We start from the raw sequence: 20,877 nt of genomic DNA on the forward strand, positions 1-20,877 counted from the left end.
CATAGGGCTTCCAGTGACTGGAAGGTCAAGCCTTTGATGAAACAAACCCAGCGCAGGTGTGAGTTGTACGTCAGGGATGACCATGACAGGAAGGCGCGGTGCAAAAATGTGAAAGACCAGCAATGCAAGACTTGCCCCCGCCCCCGACACCACCGCGCGCCGCAGATGTTCTGGCAGCACGGCTCTTTGATGCAGGGTGTCGTTTCGCCTTTGGTATGCCCGGCGGCGAGGTTCTGACCATCGTGGACGCTCTCGAGCGGGCTGGCATTCGCTTCATCTTGTGCAAGCACGAGAACGCAGCGGCTTTCATGGCAGAAGGGGCATGGCACCGCACCGGTGCGCCCGGTATTCTGGTGGCTACGGTTGGTCCTGGCGCATTGAATGGCGTGAATGCTGTGGCCAATGCTCATCAAGATCGCGTGCCACTGATTGTGCTCGCCGGTTGTGTCGATGCGGACGAAGCACAGACCTACACGCACCAGGTGCTGGACCAGACGCAAGTGTTCCGTCCAATCACCAAGGCGACCTTCACGCTCAACACTGGTGCGGCGCATGTCATTGCAGACAAGGCTGTCGGCATCGCGCAGGAGGGGCGACCCGGCCCCGTTCACATTGATGTGCCAATCTCCGTCGCCGTCACCCCCGTGCGGCCGGAGCTTCCAATACGCAGGTCGTTTGCAGAGCCGGTTGTACCGGCGGTACAAACACTTTCTGGCATGCGCGCGGCCTTGGCGAATGCAGAACGCCCCATCCTGATCGCCGGCGTAGATGCATTGAATCAAGGCTTTGACACACGGCGACAAGACATGTCGGACGCGCTGCACCAGTTTGTAGAAACCTACAACGTACCTGTGATCACGACGTACAAAGCCAAGGGTTTGCTACCGGAAGATCACCCGCTGGCTTTGGGCGGCGCGGGACTGTCACCCAAGGCTGACAAGGTTTTGTTGCCGTTGGTTCAAAGTGCCGATCTGATCATCGGTTTGGGCTATGATCCAATCGAGATGCGCACAGGCTGGCGGGATTTCTACTTCCCCGGCATACAAACCATGATCGACATCACGGCCGAACCGAACCATCACTACATGCACCAAGCGACAACCAATGTGATCGGTGACTGCGCCGCCACGCTGGCAGCAATGTCAGACGGCGTGACGCCCCGCGCCACGTGGACAAATGGAGAGGTTGCCGCTGCCAAGGCCGCGTTAGCCGAAGCTTTCCCGAGCGACGACGATTGGGGACCGGCCGCGGTGATCGACACGTGCCGTGCTGAATTACCCCGCAACGCGCTTGCTACCGCAGACAGCGGAGCACACCGCATTCTGCTGAGCCAGATGTGGGAATGTTACGAGGCACGTGGCCTCATGCAGTCTTCTGCGTTGTGTACAATGGGCTGTGCCATTCCATTGGCAGTGGGGGCGCAGGTGGCGGATCCCACCCGCACTGTGGTCAGTTTTTCGGGCGACGCCGGGTTCCTCATGGTTGCCGGGGAATTATCCACAGCGGCAGAGCTTGGCCTCAAGACCATTTTTGTGGTTTTCGTCGATGCGTCACTGGCCCTGATCGAATTGAAGCAGCGGCAGAGGCAACTTACCAATGCCGGTGTCGACTTTGCCAAACATGATTTCGCAGCGATGGCGCGCGCCTTTGGCGGCGCCGGCCATACGGTCACGTCACGGGCCGAGTTGAAAGACGCGCTTGCCGCCGCGCAATCAGCCGATACCTTCACAGTGATTGCCGCTGTGATTGATCGGGGAGCATATGATGGCCGCATCTGATACACCGGGCGCGCTGGACGGCCTGTTCGTTCTTGACCTGTCGCGTATCCTTGCCGGACCGACTGCGACACAGATGCTGGGTGATTTGGGCGCCACCGTAATCAAGATCGAGAACCCGAAGACCGGCGGCGATGATACGCGAGGCTGGGGTCCCAACTACGCCCGCGGGGTTGATGGGCAACCAACTGATCTATCGGCCTATTTCATGTCAGCCAACCGCAATAAGCAATCGGTGGCCGTCGACCTTTCAACTGGCGAGGGTCAGGAAATTGTGCGCCAACTCGCCGCCCGCGCTGATGTGGTGATCGAGAATTACAAGCCAGACGGGTTGGTCAAGTACGGCCTGGACCACAACACGCTGCTCAATGCCCATCCGGGGCTTGTCTACTGCTCCATCTCAGGGTTTGGACAGACCGGCCCCAACCGCGACAAGCCCGGTTATGATCTGATGGCGCAGGGTTATGGCGGGATCATGTCGCTGACCGGCGACCCAAAAGGCACGCCAACGAAAGTTGGCGTTGGCATCGCTGACGTTATGTGCGGCATGTACGCCACCATCGGCATTCTGGCGGCACTCCGGCATCGCGACCGAACAGGCGAGGGTCAACACATAGACCTCAGCCTCGTTGACGCACAGATGGCGTGGTTGATCAACGAAGGTTGCAACTACCTTGTGTCGGGTCAGGTCCCAGAAAGGCGTGGCAATGCACATCCGAATATTGTTCCATATGATGCGTTCGCAACATCGGACGGGCATGTACTGGTAGCCGTCGGAAACGACGCCCAATTCGCGCGTTTCTGCGATGCGGTAGGCGCGCCCGAACTGGGCAGCGACCCACGGTACACAGCCAATCTCAGTCGCATAAAAAACCGGGTGACGTTGACTGCGGCGCTCACTCCGATCCTGGCGGGAATGTCAAAAGACGACTTGTTGGCAAAAATGCACGCTGTCAAAGTCCCTGGGGGACCAATCCACGATGTTGCCGAAGCGTTGAACTCCGATCAGGCCGAGGCGCGAGGTACGGTGGTCCAGGTCGACAGAAGTGATGTGGAAGACGGCCACGTACGTCTTTTGGCGAATCCGCTCAAGTTTTCGGCAACACCGGTGACTTACAGACGCCCCCCGCCCCGGTTCGGGCAGGACACAGAAGCCGTGCTTGCAACATTAAAGCCTCAGAATTCGCAACAAAATACCGACTAGCCCAAGCGCTTTGGCCGGTTTTTGCCTGATTTTCGCGGATGTGCTGACATTTTGCTCACGGAACCGCACATGCTGCTTCACGGTTACGTGTTTCTTGTGCTCATAGCATACCATTCCTGCCTAGATGTTTTACACCAAACAAGAACGCATTCGGTAAAAGGTCACGCACCCATGATGCACGATATTTGTCAGGCGCCTGTCAGCCTTGAAGATCCCGCTCTGGTGGAAGAGTGGAATGGCATGATCCGCGCCTTTCTCGCTCATGGCACTGCGACCCCGACACATCTGGGCGCGGTCCTGTCGGGCGCACCCCAGTTCGCAATGGGGTACGCTGCGAAGGGTCTCTTCTCCCTTATGATGGGCCGCAAGGAATTGTGGGATGTCGCCCATCAGGCAGGCAAGGATGCAGTGGCCGCATTGGCTGTGGCGGGCGGGTCCGCGCGCGAACGGCTTTGGGTCCGTGCTTTGGGCGAGTGGCTGGATGATCGCCCGTCCGGCGCCATCGCCGCAATGGAGCGCGTTCTAGCTGATCACCCCACCGACACGCTGTCGGCCAAGGTGAGCCACGCCATTCGTTTCATTCTGGGCGACGGTGTCGGTATGCGCACTTCGATCGAGAACGTTCTGGACGCACACAAGGGCCACCCTCTCGAAGGGTATTTGCATGGCTGTCATGCCTTCACTCTCGAAGAGACGGGCGACTATCACGCGGCGGAAGCCGCTGGCCTCAAGGGGCTAGAACTGGCAACGGATGACGCTTGGGGTCTACACGCCGTAGCGCATGTTTATGACATGACCGCCCGTCCTGACGCTGGTATTTCCCTCATCGAAAACAACGTTCCGGCTTGGGACCACTGTAACAACTTCCGCTACCACGTATGGTGGCACAAAGCGTTGCTGCACCTCGACCGGGGCGAGAACGACATCGTGCTCGCGCTCTATGATCAACAGATCCGCGCGGACAAGACAGACGACTACCGTGACATCGCCAACGCGACATCCCTTCTGATGCGGCTTGAGCTTGAGGGTACCCAAGTGGGGGATCGCTGGAGCGAGTTGGCAGATTTTGCGCAAAACCGAACGGATGATGGATGCCTCGTCTTTGCTGACCTGCATTACCAGCTCGCCCTTGGCGCCGCTGGGCGCGACGATGCGCAGGCGGCCATGACCGCCCGTTTTGCTGTCGATGCCGCACGTCAGGGCGAAATGCCGGCGCGCGTGGCTGATCCAGGCAAAGCAGCACTGTCGGGCCTGAACGCCTTTGCAGAAGGACGCTATGACGACGCGTTCCAAGACTTGGCGGCTGCGCGTCCGTCGATGCAGACTATCGGTGGCAGCCACGCCCAGCGCGACGTTTTTGAGCGGATGACAATCGACGCCGGTCTGCGCTCCGGCATGTACGATGCGACAGAAGCCTTGCTCGAGAATCGTATTGCGCGCCGAGCCGGTGCAATCGACCGGTTTGCCGCAACTCGACTGGCCTCGATCCAGGACGCGCGGCGCATTCCCGCTCAATAATGCGCGGGGATAGCACCCATTTGTGAGGTAAAGTAGACAGCGGCCATGACATTTGCCGATCCAACCACCACAACTGCGGCCCCTTCTGCTGCCGCCGCATCCGCCAATCCGGTGCGGGTGCGTGATATCCGTCTGGATTTCTTCCGCGGGTTGGCGATGTTCATCATCCTGTTCGCACATACACCAGGCAACTTCCTGACCTCATGGATCCCTGCGCGTTGGGGTTTTTCGGACGCGACCGAAATCTTCGTTTTCTGCTCGGGCATGGCATCCGCCATTGCCTTTGGCTCTACATTCCAAAGGGCTGGCTTTGCCCTTGGCACAGCTCGGGTTGGCTACCGTATCTGGCAGGTCTACTGGGCCCATGTCGGCCTTTTCTTTGCTACCACAGCCCTGCTGGCTTTTGTCACAGACCTTGACATCACGACCCGCAACTATTGGGGCCAATTGAACCTTTGGATGCTGTTTGTGGAAGGAGAGCATTGGCAAAATCCCGATATGCTGTTCCGTTTCATGACGTTGCAGTGGGTGCCGAACCTTTTTGACATCCTGCCAATGTACATGGTGATCCTCGCCATGATGCCCATCGTGATCTTTCTGGCGCGCGTGCATTTGGGGCTCGTCGCGGCGTTCTGCGGCATCCTTTGGCTACTTGGCCAACGCAAATTCATGGAAGCAGCGGGCCTTCCGTATCTGAACTTCACCGCCGAACCATGGGTTGGAAATGACGATTGGCAGCGTCGTTGGTTCCTCAATCCGTTTGGATGGCAGCTTGTTTTCTTTACCGGGTTTGCGTTTATGCGTGGCTGGTTGCCGAAACCGCCAGTAAACAAGGTACTGATCGGCATCGCTGCCTTCATTGTTCTGGCGAACATTCCACTCTCGAATATTGGTGTCCGCGAGCTGGGTTTTGACTGGGCCCGTGACTGGCGCGCAGACAACCGCCAGTGGATCTCCAAGTCCGACTTTGGATTGCTGCGCTATATACAATTTCTTAATCTGGCCTACCTTGCGTGGGTTCTGGCCGGGGACAAAGGCCACCGTCTACGGGTATCTACGACGAGCGCGTTGGCCCGTGCATGGGACAAAGTGCTGACAGTCATCCTAAAGGTGGGTCAGCAATCCCTCGCTGTGTTTGTTGTGTCCATCTTTGTTGCCCGGTTCAACGGCTTTGCGATGGACGTTCTGGGTCGCGACACAGGCACCGTACTGGCAGTCAACGCGTTCGGATGCGGCATCCTGATCCTGACGGCCTACCTAGCGGGGTGGTTCAAGTCCGTTCCCTGGAAACCAAAGGCGAGCCGCTGATGCTGCGCCGCGAATTCCTCGCTTCCCTAGCGGCGCTTGCCGCAGCCCCTCATGCGTCTTGGGCGCAGGACCAACCTGGTCTGCCGCTGGGTGATGCGGTGTCCTTCAACCCGTCAGACGTCATCGACATTGCCCGGGACAAAGCCAGCCGTGCCTATGAACCACGCCCGGTGATCCCAGAGGCATGGCAGAACCTTACCTACGACCAGTACCGCAAGATCTGGTTCGACAGCCGCAATGGCCTTTGGGAAGGCACCGACGCATCACAACGGGTCGATGTGTTTCCCCCAGGGCTCTACTTTCCACAAGCCATTCGCACTTATGTGGTCGAAGGTGATCAGGCTCGTCCGATCAAATTCGATATGAGCGTCTTTGACACGACCGACAAATTCCCGGATGTGCCGATCGACGATACTTTGGGCTATTCGGGCCTGCGTTTGCGGGCCGAACTACGCCAGCCGGGCATCCACGAAGAATATGCTGTTTTCCAAGGAGCCAGCTATTTTCGAGGCATCGGCACAGGCGATATTTACGGCCTGTCGGCCCGGGGTCTTGCCCTCAAGACCGGCGATCCGATGGGCGAGGAGTTTCCCGACTTCACGCATTTCTGGTTGGAGCGTCCCGCAGCCGGAGCCGCGCAAATCGTCGTCCATGCGCTGCTGGACAGCCCTTCCTGCACAGGTGCCTATCGGTTCGAGATCATGCCAGGCCAACCGCTTGTGATGGAAGTTGAAGCCGAAATCTTCGCGCGTACCACACTCACCCATGTGGGCATCGCGCCGCTGACATCGATGTTCATGTTCGATGACATGAACACCCAGCGCTTCGATGATTTTCGGCCTGCGGTGCACGACAATGACGGGCTTATGATCCACAATGGCGGAGGTGAGGTGATCTGGCGCCCTCTGGCCAACCCACGGACCCTGCAAATCAGTGCGTTTGGGGACAACAATCCCCGGGGTTTCGGCCTGATGCAACGGGCCCGCAAGTTCAGCGACTTCAATGATTTGGAGGCCCTATATCATCGCCGCCCCGGTCTTTGGATCACACCGGGTGAGGGCTGGGGCCGCGGAAGTGTTGCGTTGGTCGAGATTCCGACAGACAAGGAAATCTACGACAACATTGTTGCCTACTGGCGTCCCTCGGCCGATATCGAAGCGGGCACATCACACCGTATGACCTACCGTATGGATTGGGGCGCAGATCCTGCACCGAAAGCAGCCATGCCCCTGCGCGTTTTGAATACCGCTGCAGGCGGGCGCCCCGAAGGCGGGCGCATCTTCACAATCGACTTCGAAGATGCACCCCATGTCCCCAAGGACCTGTCAAAAGTTGACCGGCTTATCCGCTCCAGCGCGGGTGATGTGACAGAAGGCATTATCCAACGCAATCCCGAAACCGGCGGGCCGCGCCTTGCATTCACCTTCATGGCAGGTGACGCGCAATGGGCCGAATTCCGTGCGCAATTGCGGCTGGACGGGCAAGCTCTTAGCGAAGTGTGGCTCTATCGATGGACCATATGATACAGAACGCAATGCCGCCTCGTGCGCCGCTCGACATGCCGGCGCAGGACTTTGCATGCGCGCCTGCGAATGCTGATGCAGGTACAGCCAAACAGGACCCGATTTGGCGCATGGCGGTCTTCATCCCGGCGCTGACAATTACCGGCTTGGTGCTTTGGGGGCTTTACGGCCTGTTCAAGATGTCTGGTATGACTGGCTTTGAGTATGTGCTTTTGGCCCTCATCGGCCTTACGTTCATCTGGGTCACCATCGCCGTCTCAACCGTCGGTGTCGGGTTGGCCGGCAGACTTGATCCAAATCGCAAACCCGAACCTTCGGACCCATTGGACGTGGCCCTTCTGGTGCCCGTTTTCAATGAAACGCCGTGGGACGTATTCGGGAACGCAGCCGCGATGCTGACTGACTTGACCCGCCAGAAGGGCGGTCATCGCTACAGCCTCTTCATCTTGAGCGACACAACAGACGACCTTATCGCGTGGCAGGAATGGCAAGCCTTCGAAGTTTTGCGGAGCAGTGCGCCGGTTCCAGTCCACTACCGCCGCCGCGCACAGAATACGGATAAAAAAGTTGGCAATCTCGTCGACTGGATCACCGGATGGGGCGCTTCTTATGAGGCTATGCTGGTTCTGGATGCCGATAGCCTGATGACCGGTCGCGCCATTGATCGGCTGGCCGGCGAATTGGCTGTAGACCCAAAGGCCGGTCTGATCCAAAGCTTTCCACAGCTGATCGGGGCCAACACCCTGTTTGCGAGAATGCAGCAGTTTTCCAACGTTGCGTATGGTTGGTTGTTGGCCGAGGGGCTCGCGCACTGGTCCCGGACCGAGGGTAACTATTGGGGCCACAACGCGATCATCCGCACGCGCGCGTTCGCTTCCTCCGCCGGACTGCCGCATCTGCGGAGTATGACAGGACGTACCAAGTTGATCCTGTCTCATGATTTTGTCGAGGCATCGCTTCTGCGGCGTGCTGGCTGGCGAGTGCGTTTCCTACCCCGCATCTCAGGGAGTTTTGAAGAAACCCCCGGAACACTGATCGACTACGTGATCCGTGACCGGCGCTGGTGCCGGGGCAATCTGCAACACTTGCGTCTCTTGACCACACGGGGCCTTCACCCGGTCAGCCGCTTCCATCTGTTTCAGGGGGCCGCGGCCTACTTGATGTCGCCTGCGTGGTTCGTTCTGCTCGTGTTCTGGGCGCTTCTGGGCCGTGATGCAGACACCAACGTGATCTCGTACTTCAATGAGGCGAACCCCCTTTTCCCGAACTGGCCCCCGGCCATGACACATATCGACAGCGCCATCTTTTTGGCGGTTATGTACGCTATGCTACTGACGCCCAAGATCACCTCGGCCTTAATTATCGCCGCCAACGGCAAGGCGGTTCGCCTCTTTGGTGGCCGTAGCGTATTTGCCGGTGCGGTGATGACAGAGCTCGCCCTGTCTGTCGCCTATGCGCCAATTATGATGATCCAGCAAACCAAAGCCGTGATCGGGGGGTTGATAGGTCGTGGCGGATGGGCGCCACAAAGCCGCACTGCACAGGCGTATCCGATGATGACCTTGATCAAGTTCCATTGGATTGAAACCCTGATCGGCGCCCTTCTGTTCCTTGGGTTGGGTACTGGATTGGTGTCCTGGTGGCTTATCCCGATTGCCGCCAGCCTGGCATTCGCTGTCCCGCTGTCTGGCTTGAGTGCATATCCTTTGGCTCGCATCCGACCGCCGAGCCTACGGCTCGACAATCCTCTGACGCTTCGCGAACCTGCCATTGTTGGCAACGCCCGCACTGCACGCGCCGAAATGCGCGCGCGGATTGAAGCCTCGGAAATTGCGGCCGAGTAGCAATCTGCGCCAGAAAGACAACGGCGCAGTCGAGCGGTGTTGGGGAAAGATAATGGACACCGCCAAGCGACGTCTTTGTGTGCGAAGGATTAGGGATATCGGAATAGCCGGTAGATCGTTCCGAAGCACAAACGGCGGCCATCTGTTAGAATTGCGAAAACGCCCTTGCGTAGAAAGGCGCGAGACAAGTGTTGAGTAGTAATACACGCCCGAAAATAGCCGTTCGGAAAAGATCTATTCGGGCTGCCATTTCACCGTCGGTAGGCCGCGCTTTAACCAACCAGGCCCAGCGCCAGAACCCAGCATTCCCTCTGGAACATCGATGATCGTTGTGAACCCGGCTGTTGTCAACCGTTCGGTCAAACGACGGGAACGCACGCCGCGGGCGCAGATCAAGGCCACGGGCACATCTCTGTGCCCATCGGTGTGAGTCAGAAGCGCATCGGTGAAATCCTTGCGGCGCATGTCCAATGGAACAGCCCCCTCGCCCACGCCAGTCCGCTCCCATTCGTCAGGGCGGCGAATGTCGATCAACAGGATCGCACCGCCCACAGCGGCAGCATGGGCGTCCGGTGTGCTCAGGGCACCTTCTACCCCGGCCTCGGCCGAGATGTTGTACCAACGTGATGCAAAAACCGCCCCACCAACGATGGCTACTCCTGCAGCAAGACCAAAGCCTCGGCGCGTCATCCGCGCCGAGGTCTCTGCCCGATCAGTTCGGCAATGTTCTGTCGGGCGATCCGTCATATTAGGTGTTCGGAGCTTCGCTGGTGAACTTGGGAATCGTGCTTTCCGAAGCAGCGTCATCCTCAATGCTGACCCAGTTGTTTTCCGAAAGGGTGATGTTGCCCGGAATATCTTCTTCCCAGAAGCCGACAACAACGTCAGTGATGTTCAGGTACAGCTTGTCATCGACAATGCGCCACAGGTTGGGGTTGGCGGGCACTTTGCCGCCCTTGGCGACGCCGTATGCACAGTGGCCGTCATATTGCGGGGCATAGCGCGCAGGATCGGCCACGAACTTGTCGCGATTTTCTTCGGTGGAGAACGCAAAGGTTGCACCATTGTATTCTGCGGTAATGTTGGCATTCCCTGGAACACCTGGTGTTTGGGTTTGACCGACTGGCTTCATCTCAAGATCAAAGTAAGCCACCACATCATAGCCTGAGACGGCAAACCCGGTCTCATCAATGTATTGCTCGCCGGCAAACGCCGCCGTGCTGAACGTCAAGGCACTTGCAGCCGCCGCAACGGCCAATGTGAAACGATTCATCATTTGGGATCATCCTCTGTCAAACTGAGCCCCCGCGCGTCATTGCGGTGGATAATCAGTCATTAGGGGTCCGCGGTCCAGCATTTCAGCCCGCCTCGCGCTGATGTGAGGAGGCGTCGGATTCCGTGAATACCAGATGCGCCTAACGCAAGCGTGGCGGGCGCTCCGGGTCCATGCCCGGAGCGACTGGTTCAGGGGACCATACGGGTGCAGGTTGCGGCAAGTCAAAGCGCAGCCCGACGCGTGCAAGACGCTGAGTCACGGGATCATTGGCCTCAAAAAATGCGACATCCATCGCACCTGCGTCGATCCCGGAAAAGGTCAACGCCTCGGATGCTGCTCTGGCCAAGGCACCCTCAGCTCCTGGCGCCGCCCCGACAAAAGCCAGCATGTGACTACGCCCACCATCCGCATCCGTCGTACCGACAAGATATGCAATCTGTGCCAATCCAGTTGCCGTGGCCAATTTCGTGTCTAAAGCGGAGATCAGAATTTCCGGTAAACCCGTCGGAGCAGTTACTTCAGCAAGTCGCGCCTCAACTTCGTCGGGGCCATTGCTGAGTGTCCGCGCTAGCCATTGCACACCCTCCGCATCCAGCAGGAAGGATGACGGGGCCACGTCAAGGTTCAATCCCAACCCCAAGCCCTGTTCCGCAAGCAGCCCTGCAATCACCCGACCAGATAGCGCGGCATAGGGTGCCTCAGCCCCAACAAACAGTGCCAATCGTTCCTCACGATCAAAGACAAGAACAAGCGGACCAGAGCCGGGGTCGAACACCTGTGGCGCAATCTGGTCCCCTTGCGCCTCAGCTTCGAGCAATAGGAAAAGCTCTGCATCCCCCAAGCGTTCAAAAAACCGCAACCGCGCGGTGTCGTCCTCGGACGCGGACTGCATGTTGGCATGCGCCTGATCCAAAGCTGTTTCTTTCACGCCAGCACCTCTTTTACACGCGCACGCAGCACAGGCAGCACCTCGGCCTCGAACCACGGGTTTTTCTTGAGCCACGCGGTATTGCGCCAAGACGGATGAGGCAAGGGAAAGGCCCGGGGCGCAAAGTCGCGCCAGGCAGCCACGGTTTCACGCACCGACATTTTGGTGCGCAGATGCCAGGACTGGGCGTATCCGCCGATCAAAAGGACCAATGGCACTTCGCCCATATGATCCATCACATCGGCCCGCCATGTTTTGGCACAGATCTTGGGCGGGGGCCGGTCGGATCCCTTTGCGTCATACCCTGGAAAGCAAAACGCCATCGGTACAATGGCCAATTTGTTCTGGTCGTAAAATGTGGCCTCGTCCATCCCCAGCCAGTCACGCAGTCGATCTCCGGATGGGTCGGTGAACGGCCGTCCGCTTTCGTGTACACGCGCGCCGGGCGCCTGACCGGCGACAAGGATGCGTGCCCCAGGCTTGAACCACACAACAGGACGCGGGCTGTGTCCCGTTTCGGTGGCGGCAAATCGGTCCGCACATAGCGTGCAAGTGCGAATATCGTCCGGCAATCCCATGAAAAACACCTATGCGACACCAATGGGTTAGGCAATCAATTCGATACTCTTCGAAATAAACCTTGCGTGACTCTAACATTTCTATAATTCTAGAAATATGAAAATAGAACCGCATCACTCACTCGATCTTACACGCGCCGCTGCCGCCTTTGCGGCACTTGGATCAGAGCAACGCCTGTCGGTTCTGCGAACTCTGGTGCGGGCCGGGCCGGAAGGGTTGAGCATCGGGGCATTGGGTGACCGCACGGGTGTCACAGGCTCAACTCTGACCCATCACGTCAAAATACTCGCCAGTGCGGGCCTGGTGACCCAAGCCCGGCAAGGTCGTTCAATCATCTGCGCCGCTGTCGCCTTTGACGAGGTACAGGATTTGTCGAACTTCCTGCTTACTGAATGCTGCGCGGACTGCCCCAACTCGGATCACGATCATGGCTGACACCACCACACCAGCACCCGTTCAACGGCGCAAATTCCTTGATAGCGCCTGGATTGCGTCAATCGCGGTTCTTGCAGTTGTCGCGTTTTCGGAAAGCGCACAGCTTTGGCCGACGATTGTCTTTGCCGCAAATGCGTTGATACATACGGCCCCATTCATCGCCTTTGCGGTCTGCGCAGTTGCATATCTCAAAGCTACAGGCGCGGAAAATCTGCTTGCAAAGGCGTTCGAGGGGAACCCCGCACGCATGATCGTCATGGCTGCACTGCTAGGCGGCTTATCACCCTTCTGTTCGTGCGAAGTGATCCCGTTTATCGCCGCACTGCTTGCAGTCGGGGCACCGCTTGGCGCGGTTATGGCTTTCTGGCTGGCCTCTCCGCTCATGGACCCGGCCATGTTCGCAATCACCACTGGCGCCATCAGTCTGGAGTTCGCAGTGGCGAAAACGATTGCTGCGATTGCGCTGGGTATTTTTGGTGGGTTTGGAACGCTCTTGTTGTCGGGCACACCCGTCTTTACCGATCCGCTACGCGAGAAGCCGTCGGTGGGCGGATGCTGTGGTGTGAAACAGCCCTTTTCCGCCCAACCGGTTTGGCGGTTCTGGGCCGAACGCAACCGCCGCGACATCTTCCGTAGCACAGCTTTGGACAATGCGATTTTCTTGCTCAAATGGCTGACGCTCGCCTACGTGATTGAGGCCGTCATGGTGCACTACATGCCAGCTGACCTGATCGCTTCGGTTCTGGGCGATGGTGGCATCGGCACGGTTATCCTTGGCGCGATTGTGGGCATGCCCGCCTACCTGAACGGCTATGCAGCAGCGCCGCTCGTGGCAGAGCTGATGGATCAGGGTATGGCTGCAGGCGCAGCGATGTCATTCATGCTGGCCGGTGGCGTCAGCTGCATCCCGGCTGCGATAGCCGTTTGGGCACTGGTCAAACCACGTGTTTTTGCTGCTTACCTGAGTTTCGCACTGGCAGGTTCCATCGTCGCCGGCGTTGCATGGCAAATTCTGAGCTAAGGCATACTTGGATTGCGAACAGACAGTACACGGGCACATCAAAGACCCGTGTACAACCCCTCAAACTGTCCATTACGTCGCAACAATACCCCGTGAAACCTATACATTTAACAGGACTTTGGACATAATATTGCCTAAGTCGGTGATTAGACCGTTAAGACGCCTCCGGTAAGGAGGGCCTAGGTTTCCCACGTCAATGGGCGGGGGCAAAGCAGACACCGCGGAGCAACGGGGATGCTGGAATTCGAAAATGTATCCAAGTCCTTCTGGACAGGCACACAGCGCAAGGTGATCCTTGATCGTGTGTCTTTCCGTGTGGAATTGGGCCATTCTTTTGGTGTGCTGGCCCCAAATGGCACCGGTAAGACAACCCTGATCAACATGATGGCCGGGCTCGAGAAGCCGGATGAGGGCGAAATCAGACGTGGCTGCAACATCTCATTTCCTCTTGGTTTCATGGGTGGAGTGCTGCCCAAGATCTCGGCCTTGGAGAACTCTCGCTACATCGCGCGGCTCTACGGACTTGATCCCGACTATGTGGAAAGCTTCTGTCGATGGCTCTGTAATCTGGGGGAGTACTTCGACCAACCCCTGGGAACTTACTCATCGGGCATGAGGGCGCGTTTTTCCTTCGCGCTTATGTTGGCTCTCGACTTTGATATCTATCTGATCGACGAGGGTATGCCATCGTCAACGGACGTTGAATTCAACCGCAAAGCAGGCGAGGTGCTGCAGGAACGGCTGCGCACCACAACAATCATCATCGTGTCGCACCAGGCGCAGACGCTTGAAAAATTCTCGCGCTCGGCCGCAGTTTTGCTGGACGGCAAACTGCATATGTTTGACACGCTGGAAGAGGCAAAACGGCTTTATGACTACGAAACCCAAAGCTAGGAAGTTCCGGATCAAACGCACGGCGCCCGCACTTGGCAGTGCGGCGCCTGCGTCCGAGCGCGATACGTCGCGCGAAAAACCGGCGCCTGAGGCCAAGCCAAGTGAACAGGCTCAAAAACCTGCCGCCAAAAGCGGAGAAGTCGCGTCGAACCAGCAGGTGCAAAGCGAAAACACCATCGATGCAATACGCCAAGAGGGATTGACCGGTCGGCAACTGCGCATGGCACGACGGGTTGCGCAGAAACACGGGCTCGCCCCCACATCGGACTTTGATGCTGTTCGCTTGCTGCGCGCCCAGGGCATTGATCCGTTCCAACGCTCGAACATGCTGGAACTTGTTGTGCCGCAAGCCGGGGCTGAACAACATGAAGGCGGCGCACCAGATGCCTTCGCGAGTCTGCCGGCACGTGCCGGAGGGGCTGGGCGCGCGCAACTGCCGCAAACCGTACCTGTGAAACAGCAGCAACTGCCGTCAACCGAGATTAGCCCGGCAGACCGCAGATCCCAGGAAATCCAGAACATCCAGCGCGACATCACACGGCGTCGTCGCAAGAAGATGAGCCTTTTGCTGGTCCGGCTGGCCTTTTTCGTGGTGTTGCCGACCTTCCTTGCAGGCTACTATTTCTACGCTATCGCCACGCCGATGTACGCGACCAAGTCCGAGTTCCTGATTATTCAGAACGAAGGATCGGGCGGCGCGGGCCCACTTGGCGGCCTTCTGCCCACGCAGTTCGCCACCAACGCTGACAGCATTGCGGTGCAAGGTTTTTTACAATCCAAGGATGCGATGCTGCGCCTAGACCGCGATGTCGGCTTCAAGACGCACTTCACACAGAACTGGATCGACCCAATCCAGCGGTTGAGTGACAATCCCACCAATGAAGAAGCCTACAAAACCTACAAGAAAAACGTAAAAATCGGCTATGATCCCACAGAGGGCATGGTCAGGATGGAAGTGGCCGCCGCTGATCCGCAGGTGTCAGCCGAATTCTCAAGCCAGCTGATCGACTACGCTGAACAACGCGTGAACAACTTGTCCGCACAAAAGCGCGATGACCAGATGCGCGACGCCCGCCAAGGGTTTGAACGAGCAGAGGCGGAGCGCCGCACAGCGCAAGAAAAACTTGTCCGGTTGCAGATCGAGGGCTCTACCCTTGACCCGGAGGGCGTAATCGCTTCCCTACGCACGCAGATCGGCCAACTCGAAACACAGATCATCGAAAAAGAGATCGAACTGGCCAGCCTGCTCAATAACTCTCGGCCCAACCAGAGTCGAGTGGACGGCGCGCGCGGCACGCTTGAAATCCTCAAGGACCAACTTGCGGCACTCAACAACAAGATGACCGATGTGAGCCAAGGTGAAAATTCACTGGCCGAGCTGGCCGCTCGTATCCAGATCGCCCAGGCCGACCTTGCCTCTCGCGACTTGATGCTGCAATCGGCGCTGCAACAGATGGAACAGGCCCGAGTCGAGGCGACCCGTCAGGTGCGCTATCTGACGGTCGCTGTGAAACCCATCGCGCCCGAGGAACCGACCTATCCCCGCGCATTTGAAAACACGATCTTGGCATTTCTCGTCTTTGCAGGCATCTATCTGATGATCTCGCTCACCGCGTCGATCCTCAGAGAACAGGTGACTAGCTAGGGTCTGGACCCATTATGAAACATGTTGAAGTCGCCGATCTCACGATCGGCAATGACCGTCCCTTAACGGTGATATCAGGCCCTTGCGCATTGGAAAGCATCAACCTCGGCCAAGAAGTCGCCGGGCGTATGAAGGAAGTGTGCGAGGCCGCTGGCGCGCAATATGTCTTCAAAGCAAGCTATGACAAAGCCAATCGCACATCGCTCAAAGGTGGGCGCGGTCTTGGGTTGGACGCGGGGTTGAAAGCACTGCAAGCGGTCAAAGAGGCCACCGGTGTCCCGGTGCTGACGGATGTGCATACAGAAGCTCAATGCGCCCCGGTCGCTGAAGTCGCAGACATCCTGCAAATCCCCGCCTTCCTCTGCCGTCAGACAGACATGCTGTTGGCTGCCGGTGAGACGGGTGCAGTGGTGAACGTAAAAAAGGGCCAGTTCCTTGCCCCTTGGGAAATGCCCAACATCATCACCAAGATCGAAAGCACCGGCAACACCCGCATCCTGCTGACCGAGCGTGGCACATCTTTTGGCTACAACACATTGGTGGCCGACATGCGGTCGCTGCCGCAGATGGCGCAAACCGGCTATCCCGTGGTTATGGACGCCACGCATTCTGTGCAACAACCAGGCGGGAAAGGCGGATCAAGTGGCGGGCAGCGTGAATTTGCACCTGTCATGGCGCGGGCCGCTGTGGCCATAGGGGTCGGAGCCGTTTTCATCGAAACACATCCGGATCCGGACACTGCCCCGTCAGACGGGCCAAATATGATCTATCTCGATGAAATGCCTGCCCTGATCGACACCCTTATGCAATTCGATGCGCTCGCCAAAGTGCGTCCAATGACATTTTAGTCAAAGAGTATTTCCATGACCAAACCTGCCGCCACCGTGAGTCAAAACACGTGGGAATTCCTGCGCGACCCCATGATCAAGCCGACCGGCTTCCGCGAGTATGATGCGCGCTGGAAGTACCCGGACGAGATTAACCTGCCCGGAATAACGGCACTTGGCCTTGGCCTTGGTACGCAAATGCAGCGGCGCGGCATTAATCCTGTGATTGCCGTCGGCAACGACTATCGTGATTACTCTCTTAGCATAAAAAACGCCCTGATCGTTGGGCTGATGCAGGCAGGGATACAGGTCAAGGATATCGGCCCTGCACTGTCCCCCATGGCTTACTTCAGCCAGTTCCACCTTGATGTGCCAGCAGTCGCGATGGTCACTGCCTCGCACAATCCCAATGGCTGGACGGGCGTTAAGATGGGCTTTGACCGCCCCCTTACACATGGCCCGGACGAGATGTCGGAATTGCGCGATATCGTCTTGAATGGCAATGGTGAGGCGCGCCCTGGCGGCGGCTATGAATTCGTTGATGGTGTGCAGGAAGCGTACCTCCAGGACCTTATCGGCGACTTCAAAATGACGCGCCCACTGAAGGTCGTGTGTGCGACCGGCAACGGCACCGCCGCTGCCTTTGCTCCCGAACTCTTCCGCCGCATCGGTGTTGAAGTGGTCGAAAGCCACACCACGCTCGACTATACTTTTCCAAACTACAACCCAAACCCCGAAGCCATGGAAATGCTGCATGACATGGCGAACAGCGTAAAAGCATCCGGCGCCGACCTTGCACTTGGCTTTGACGGCGATGGTGACCGCTGCGGCGTCGTGGATGATGAAGGGGAAGAGATTTTTGCCGACAAGGTCGGAGTCATCATGGCGCGCGATTTGTCGAGGCTCTACCCAAACGCCACATTCGTGGCGGATGTGAAATCTACAGGCCTTTTTGCGTCGGACCCCGAACTGCAGGCGAACGGAGTCACGGCAGACTATTGGAAAACCGGCCACAGCCACATGAAGCGGCGGGTCAAGGAAATTGGTGCGCTCGCCGGGTTCGAGAAATCAGGACACTACTTTCTCGCTGAACCAATAGGGCGCGGTTACGACTGCGGGATGCGAGTTGCAGTTGAAATCTGCAAACTGATGGATCGCAACCCTGACATGAAGATGTCGGACCTCCGCAAGGCACTCCCCAAAACACACTCAACCCCGACGATGTCTCCTTACTGCTCTGACACTGAAAAATACGACACACTTGACCGTATCGTCACCAAGCTAACGGCCAAGGCCGCAGCGAATGAACCTATCGCAGGCCGTGCGATCAAGGAGGTGGTGACAGTAAACGGCGCTCGGGTCATCTTGGATAACGGCGGTTGGGGGCTGGTGCGCGCTTCGTCCAATACGCCAAACTTGGTCGTGGTGTGCGAAAGCCCGGAAAGCGAAGAAGAATTGCGCGCGATCTTTGCGGATATCGATGCGGTAATCCGAACTGAAGATACCGTAGGCGAATACGATCAAACCTTTTGACCGGTGCGCCGACAAATGACCTAGCGCAACTCTCTTAGCTTAGAAACGGGCCACAACCGGTTATGTGACGCTTCCATTTGGACCACCTGCCAAGCTTTACTGCGAATAGTTTGAAGCCCTTCAGCTTCATCTCGCGTAGCGCTCAAGAAACTTGCGTCTACACTGGGCAATCACAGCGAGACATCAAAGCGCTTACAGATCAGGTTTTTTGGTGTTCTGTATGTTTGAAAACCCATCGCTTCGTAATACGCCAACCCTTCGGAATTGTTCGCCCCGATGCTTGCATCGATATGGAGCAACCCCGCATCTTGCGCAGCTTTACGCGTGACATCGAACAACGCGCGACCAACGCCACGCCGTGCCGCGGATGGTCGAATATGTGTACCGACGATGCCCCATCCGGGTTCGACACCCCACTGATTGCCTGCACGGGCCTTTTTGAGTGACTGGAACCCAAGAATACTTCCATCCTCCTCGGCCACAGTGCAACGAATTTTGTCCACGTCTTCAATGTAGTACGCACGAACGTGGGCTTCATCGTCGGGGCTTGTCCGTTTTCCGGCTGCCGTCAGCTCGCGAAGAAAGGCGCTCATCTGTTCAGCGTCTTCAACAGTGCCGTCCCTGATAATCATCGCGAATTCTCCGTTGCCTCGCTGCGATCATGCACCTCGGCTGCATGTGACCTCAAGGACAAGAAAACCAATAAAGCGGTACAGCAAAAAAGCCCAAGGATCTGCCGAACGGTTACAAGCGCCCTCCGCACACTGCTTTGAACTTTCTGCTTGCCATATCGACCAAGTTTCCGATACGAAACTTGCATAGCTCGATGTTGGGAGAACCAGTCCACTGGTGCCGAAGGAGCAACTGCCTCGGAAACTCTCAGGCCAAAGGACCAATGTCAGGCCAAACTACTCTGGAGAGTGATGCCCCTGGCATCCGCCGAAGGGATAATGATCTCAGGCACCCCGGACAGAGGAGGCACCGACGCGCAGGAGATGTCTTGCGCATGAATTGGTGCCGCATGATTTGACGCAAATCTTGTCGGCTTGAAAAAGGTGATGAGGCATGTCCGATCTCAAGCAGACCCCGCTTCACGCGTTGCACATTGCCCTTGGGGCCAAGATGGTGCCCTTTGCGGGGTACGACATGCCGGTGCAATACAAACTGGGTGTCATGAAAGAGCATCTCCATACACGGACGAAAGCCGGTTTTTTTGACGTCAGCCATATGGGGCAGGTCATTATACACGGCGCGAGTTATGAGGCTGCCGCACGCGATCTGGAAACCCTGATCCCAATCGATGTGTTGGGTTTGGGCCAGAACCGACAGCGTTACGGCTTTTTCACAAACGCCGATGGCGGCATCGAAGATGACCTGATGCTCGCGAACCGCGGGGATCATGTGTTTGTCGTAGTGAACGCCGCCTGCAAGGACGCTGATATCGCGCAAATGAAAGCCGCGCTTGAACCGGAAATCACGGTGACAGAGATCACCGATCGCGCCTTGCTGGCTTTGCAAGGACCCGCCGCCGAAAGTGTGCTCGCCACGCTTGATCCGCGTGCTGCGGACATGCGCTTTATGGATGTGGCAACGCTCCATTTGAACGGCGTTGAGGCCTGGGTATCCCGGTCCGGCTACACAGGCGAGGACGGGTATGAGATTTCCGTGCCAACAGAAGCTGCGGAAGATATTGCGAAGGCGTTGCTGGAGTATTCCGAAGTTGAAGCCATCGGGCTGGGTGCGCGCGACTCCCTGCGGTTGGAGGCGGGACTGTGCCTGTATGGACACGACATTGATTCCACCACGACGCCCGTTGAGGGCGGCCTAACTTGGGCGATCCCAAAGGTGCGGCGCACAGACGGTGACCGGGCAGGCGGATTTCCTGGCGCCGAGAATGTCCTGGCCGAGATGGATGGCGGTGCCGCGCGCAAACGTGTCGGGTTGCTACCTGCCGGTCGCGCGCCCATGCGCGAGGGTGTCAGGCTGTTTGCGACCGAGGACGCAGCCGACCCTATCGGCACCATCACATCGGGCGGGTTTGGGCCCTCAGTCGGGGCGCCTGTTGCAATGGGATATGTCACCACTGAACACGCCACGCTGGGCACCAAGATTTTCGGAGAGTTGCGCGGAAAACGCCAACCACTGACGGTAGCAAAAATGCCGTTCACGGCAGCCAACTTCAAACGATAGCAGAGAGGGAAACCAATGAAATACACGGAAGAACACGAATGGCTGCGCGCTGATGGGGACGCATATGTCGTGGGCATCACCGAGCACGCGACAACGCAGCTTGGTGATCTGGTCTTTGTCGAACTGCCCGAGGTTGGCACGACCGTGAGCAAGGACGATGAAATTGTTGTCATCGAAAGCGTGAAGGCTGCGTCGGACATCATGGCCCCGGTCGATGGAGAGATCACCGAGGTGAATACGGCATTGGCCGATGATCCGAGCCTCGCCAACAGTGACCCGTTGGGCGAGGGCTGGTTCTTCAAGATCAAAGCTTCGGATCCGTCACAGCTGGACGAGCTGATGGATGAGGCTGCCTACAACGCACTGATCGGCTGAGG

The 20,877-nt window shown here is 57.8% G+C and carries 19 protein-coding genes and 1 riboswitch; of the genes, 14 read left to right on the plus strand and 5 right to left on the minus strand.

Going from position 1 to position 20,877, the window contains the following annotated elements; translation table 11 throughout:
- The first annotated feature begins 122 nt into the window (after nt 1–122).
- From AC6RA8_RS01365 to mdoH, 6 genes are all read left to right on the plus strand, one after another.
- On the plus strand, nt 123–1,778 hold the full coding sequence (locus tag AC6RA8_RS01365) for a thiamine pyrophosphate-binding protein (RefSeq protein ID WP_500350331.1): 1,656 nt from the start codon (nt 123–125) through the stop codon (nt 1,776–1,778).
- Nucleotides 1,765–2,979, plus strand: a complete 1,215-nt coding sequence (locus tag AC6RA8_RS01370) for a CaiB/BaiF CoA transferase family protein (RefSeq protein ID WP_500350332.1) — start codon at nt 1,765–1,767, stop codon at nt 2,977–2,979. Before AC6RA8_RS01365 ends, AC6RA8_RS01370 begins: the two co-directional genes overlap by 14 nt.
- Nucleotides 2,980–3,150: 171 nt before the next feature.
- Entirely contained in the window at nt 3,151–4,497 is a 1,347-nt protein-coding gene (locus AC6RA8_RS01375) for a tetratricopeptide repeat protein (RefSeq protein ID WP_500350333.1), read from the plus strand.
- A gap of 45 nt (nt 4,498–4,542) precedes the next feature.
- The gene (locus tag AC6RA8_RS01380) at nt 4,543–5,805 is read left to right on the plus strand and encodes an OpgC family protein (RefSeq protein WP_500350334.1); all 1,263 of its coding nucleotides are present in this window, start codon (nt 4,543–4,545) and stop codon (nt 5,803–5,805) included.
- Nucleotides 5,805–7,328, plus strand: a complete 1,524-nt coding sequence (locus AC6RA8_RS01385; protein ID WP_500350335.1) for an OpgD/OpgG family glucan biosynthesis protein — start codon at nt 5,805–5,807, stop codon at nt 7,326–7,328. Before AC6RA8_RS01380 ends, AC6RA8_RS01385 begins: the two co-directional genes overlap by 1 nt.
- A complete protein-coding gene (mdoH, locus tag AC6RA8_RS01390; RefSeq protein WP_500350336.1) occupies nt 7,316–9,172 on the plus strand; it encodes a glucans biosynthesis glucosyltransferase MdoH in 1,857 nt (618 codons plus the stop codon). The genes AC6RA8_RS01385 and mdoH overlap by 13 nt, the downstream gene beginning before the upstream one ends.
- 234 nt (nt 9,173–9,406) lie before the next feature.
- Here mdoH and AC6RA8_RS01395 read toward each other — a convergent pair whose 3' ends face one another.
- From AC6RA8_RS01395 to AC6RA8_RS01410, 4 genes are all read right to left on the minus strand, one after another.
- Nucleotides 9,407–9,862, minus strand: a complete 456-nt coding sequence (locus AC6RA8_RS01395) for a rhodanese-like domain-containing protein (protein ID WP_500350337.1) — start codon at nt 9,860–9,862, stop codon at nt 9,407–9,409.
- Nucleotides 9,863–9,920: 58 nt separating this feature from the next.
- On the minus strand, nt 9,921–10,445 hold the full coding sequence (locus tag AC6RA8_RS01400) for a YHS domain-containing (seleno)protein (protein ID WP_500350357.1): 525 nt from the start codon (nt 10,443–10,445) through the stop codon (nt 9,921–9,923).
- 142 nt (nt 10,446–10,587) lie between these two features.
- Nucleotides 10,588–11,340, minus strand: coding sequence for an SseB family protein (locus AC6RA8_RS01405; protein WP_500350358.1), 753 nt, complete (start codon nt 11,338–11,340; stop codon nt 10,588–10,590).
- A 32-nt stretch (nt 11,341–11,372) separates the two neighbouring features.
- Nucleotides 11,373–11,954, minus strand: coding sequence for a uracil-DNA glycosylase family protein (locus AC6RA8_RS01410; protein WP_500350338.1), 582 nt, complete (start codon nt 11,952–11,954; stop codon nt 11,373–11,375).
- Nucleotides 11,955–12,051: 97 nt separating this feature from the next.
- Here AC6RA8_RS01410 and AC6RA8_RS01415 point away from each other — a divergent pair, with 97 nt between their 5' ends.
- The 6 genes from AC6RA8_RS01415 (at nt 12,052) to AC6RA8_RS01440 (ending at nt 18,310) form a co-directional block, all read left to right on the plus strand.
- Nucleotides 12,052–12,390, plus strand: a complete 339-nt coding sequence (locus tag AC6RA8_RS01415) for an ArsR/SmtB family transcription factor (protein WP_500350339.1) — start codon at nt 12,052–12,054, stop codon at nt 12,388–12,390.
- Complete coding sequence (locus AC6RA8_RS01420) at nt 12,383–13,411, plus strand: permease (RefSeq protein WP_500350340.1); 1,029 nt, start codon at nt 12,383–12,385, stop codon at nt 13,409–13,411. The genes AC6RA8_RS01415 and AC6RA8_RS01420 overlap by 8 nt, the downstream gene beginning before the upstream one ends.
- Before the next feature lie 234 nt (nt 13,412–13,645).
- Nucleotides 13,646–14,305 (plus strand): ABC transporter ATP-binding protein, encoded by a 660-nt coding sequence (locus AC6RA8_RS01425; protein WP_500350341.1) that lies wholly within the window; start codon nt 13,646–13,648, stop codon nt 14,303–14,305.
- Nucleotides 14,283–15,950, plus strand: a complete 1,668-nt coding sequence (locus AC6RA8_RS01430) for a KpsE/RkpR family capsule polysaccharide export protein (RefSeq protein ID WP_500350342.1) — start codon at nt 14,283–14,285, stop codon at nt 15,948–15,950. Before AC6RA8_RS01425 ends, AC6RA8_RS01430 begins: the two co-directional genes overlap by 23 nt.
- Nucleotides 15,951–15,964: 14 nt before the next feature.
- Nucleotides 15,965–16,798, plus strand: a complete 834-nt coding sequence (gene kdsA / locus AC6RA8_RS01435) for a 3-deoxy-8-phosphooctulonate synthase (protein WP_500350343.1) — start codon at nt 15,965–15,967, stop codon at nt 16,796–16,798.
- A 15-nt stretch (nt 16,799–16,813) separates the two neighbouring features.
- Nucleotides 16,814–18,310, plus strand: coding sequence for a phosphomannomutase/phosphoglucomutase (locus AC6RA8_RS01440; RefSeq protein ID WP_500350344.1), 1,497 nt, complete (start codon nt 16,814–16,816; stop codon nt 18,308–18,310).
- Between the two features lie 170 nt (nt 18,311–18,480).
- Here AC6RA8_RS01440 and AC6RA8_RS01445 read toward each other — a convergent pair whose 3' ends face one another.
- Nucleotides 18,481–18,942, minus strand: coding sequence for a GNAT family N-acetyltransferase (locus AC6RA8_RS01445; protein ID WP_500350345.1), 462 nt, complete (start codon nt 18,940–18,942; stop codon nt 18,481–18,483).
- A gap of 188 nt (nt 18,943–19,130) precedes the next feature.
- Nucleotides 19,131–19,215: riboswitch (glycine riboswitch) on the plus strand.
- 160 nt (nt 19,216–19,375) lie between these two features.
- Here AC6RA8_RS01445 and gcvT point away from each other — a divergent pair.
- Entirely contained in the window at nt 19,376–20,500 is a 1,125-nt protein-coding gene (gene gcvT / locus AC6RA8_RS01450) for a glycine cleavage system aminomethyltransferase GcvT (protein WP_500350346.1), read from the plus strand.
- 15 nt (nt 20,501–20,515) lie between these two features.
- Nucleotides 20,516–20,875, plus strand: coding sequence for a glycine cleavage system protein GcvH (gene gcvH, locus AC6RA8_RS01455; RefSeq protein ID WP_500350347.1), 360 nt, complete (start codon nt 20,516–20,518; stop codon nt 20,873–20,875).
- The last annotated feature ends 2 nt before the right edge of the window (nt 20,876–20,877 follow it).

The organism is Tateyamaria sp. (genome assembly GCF_059783535.1).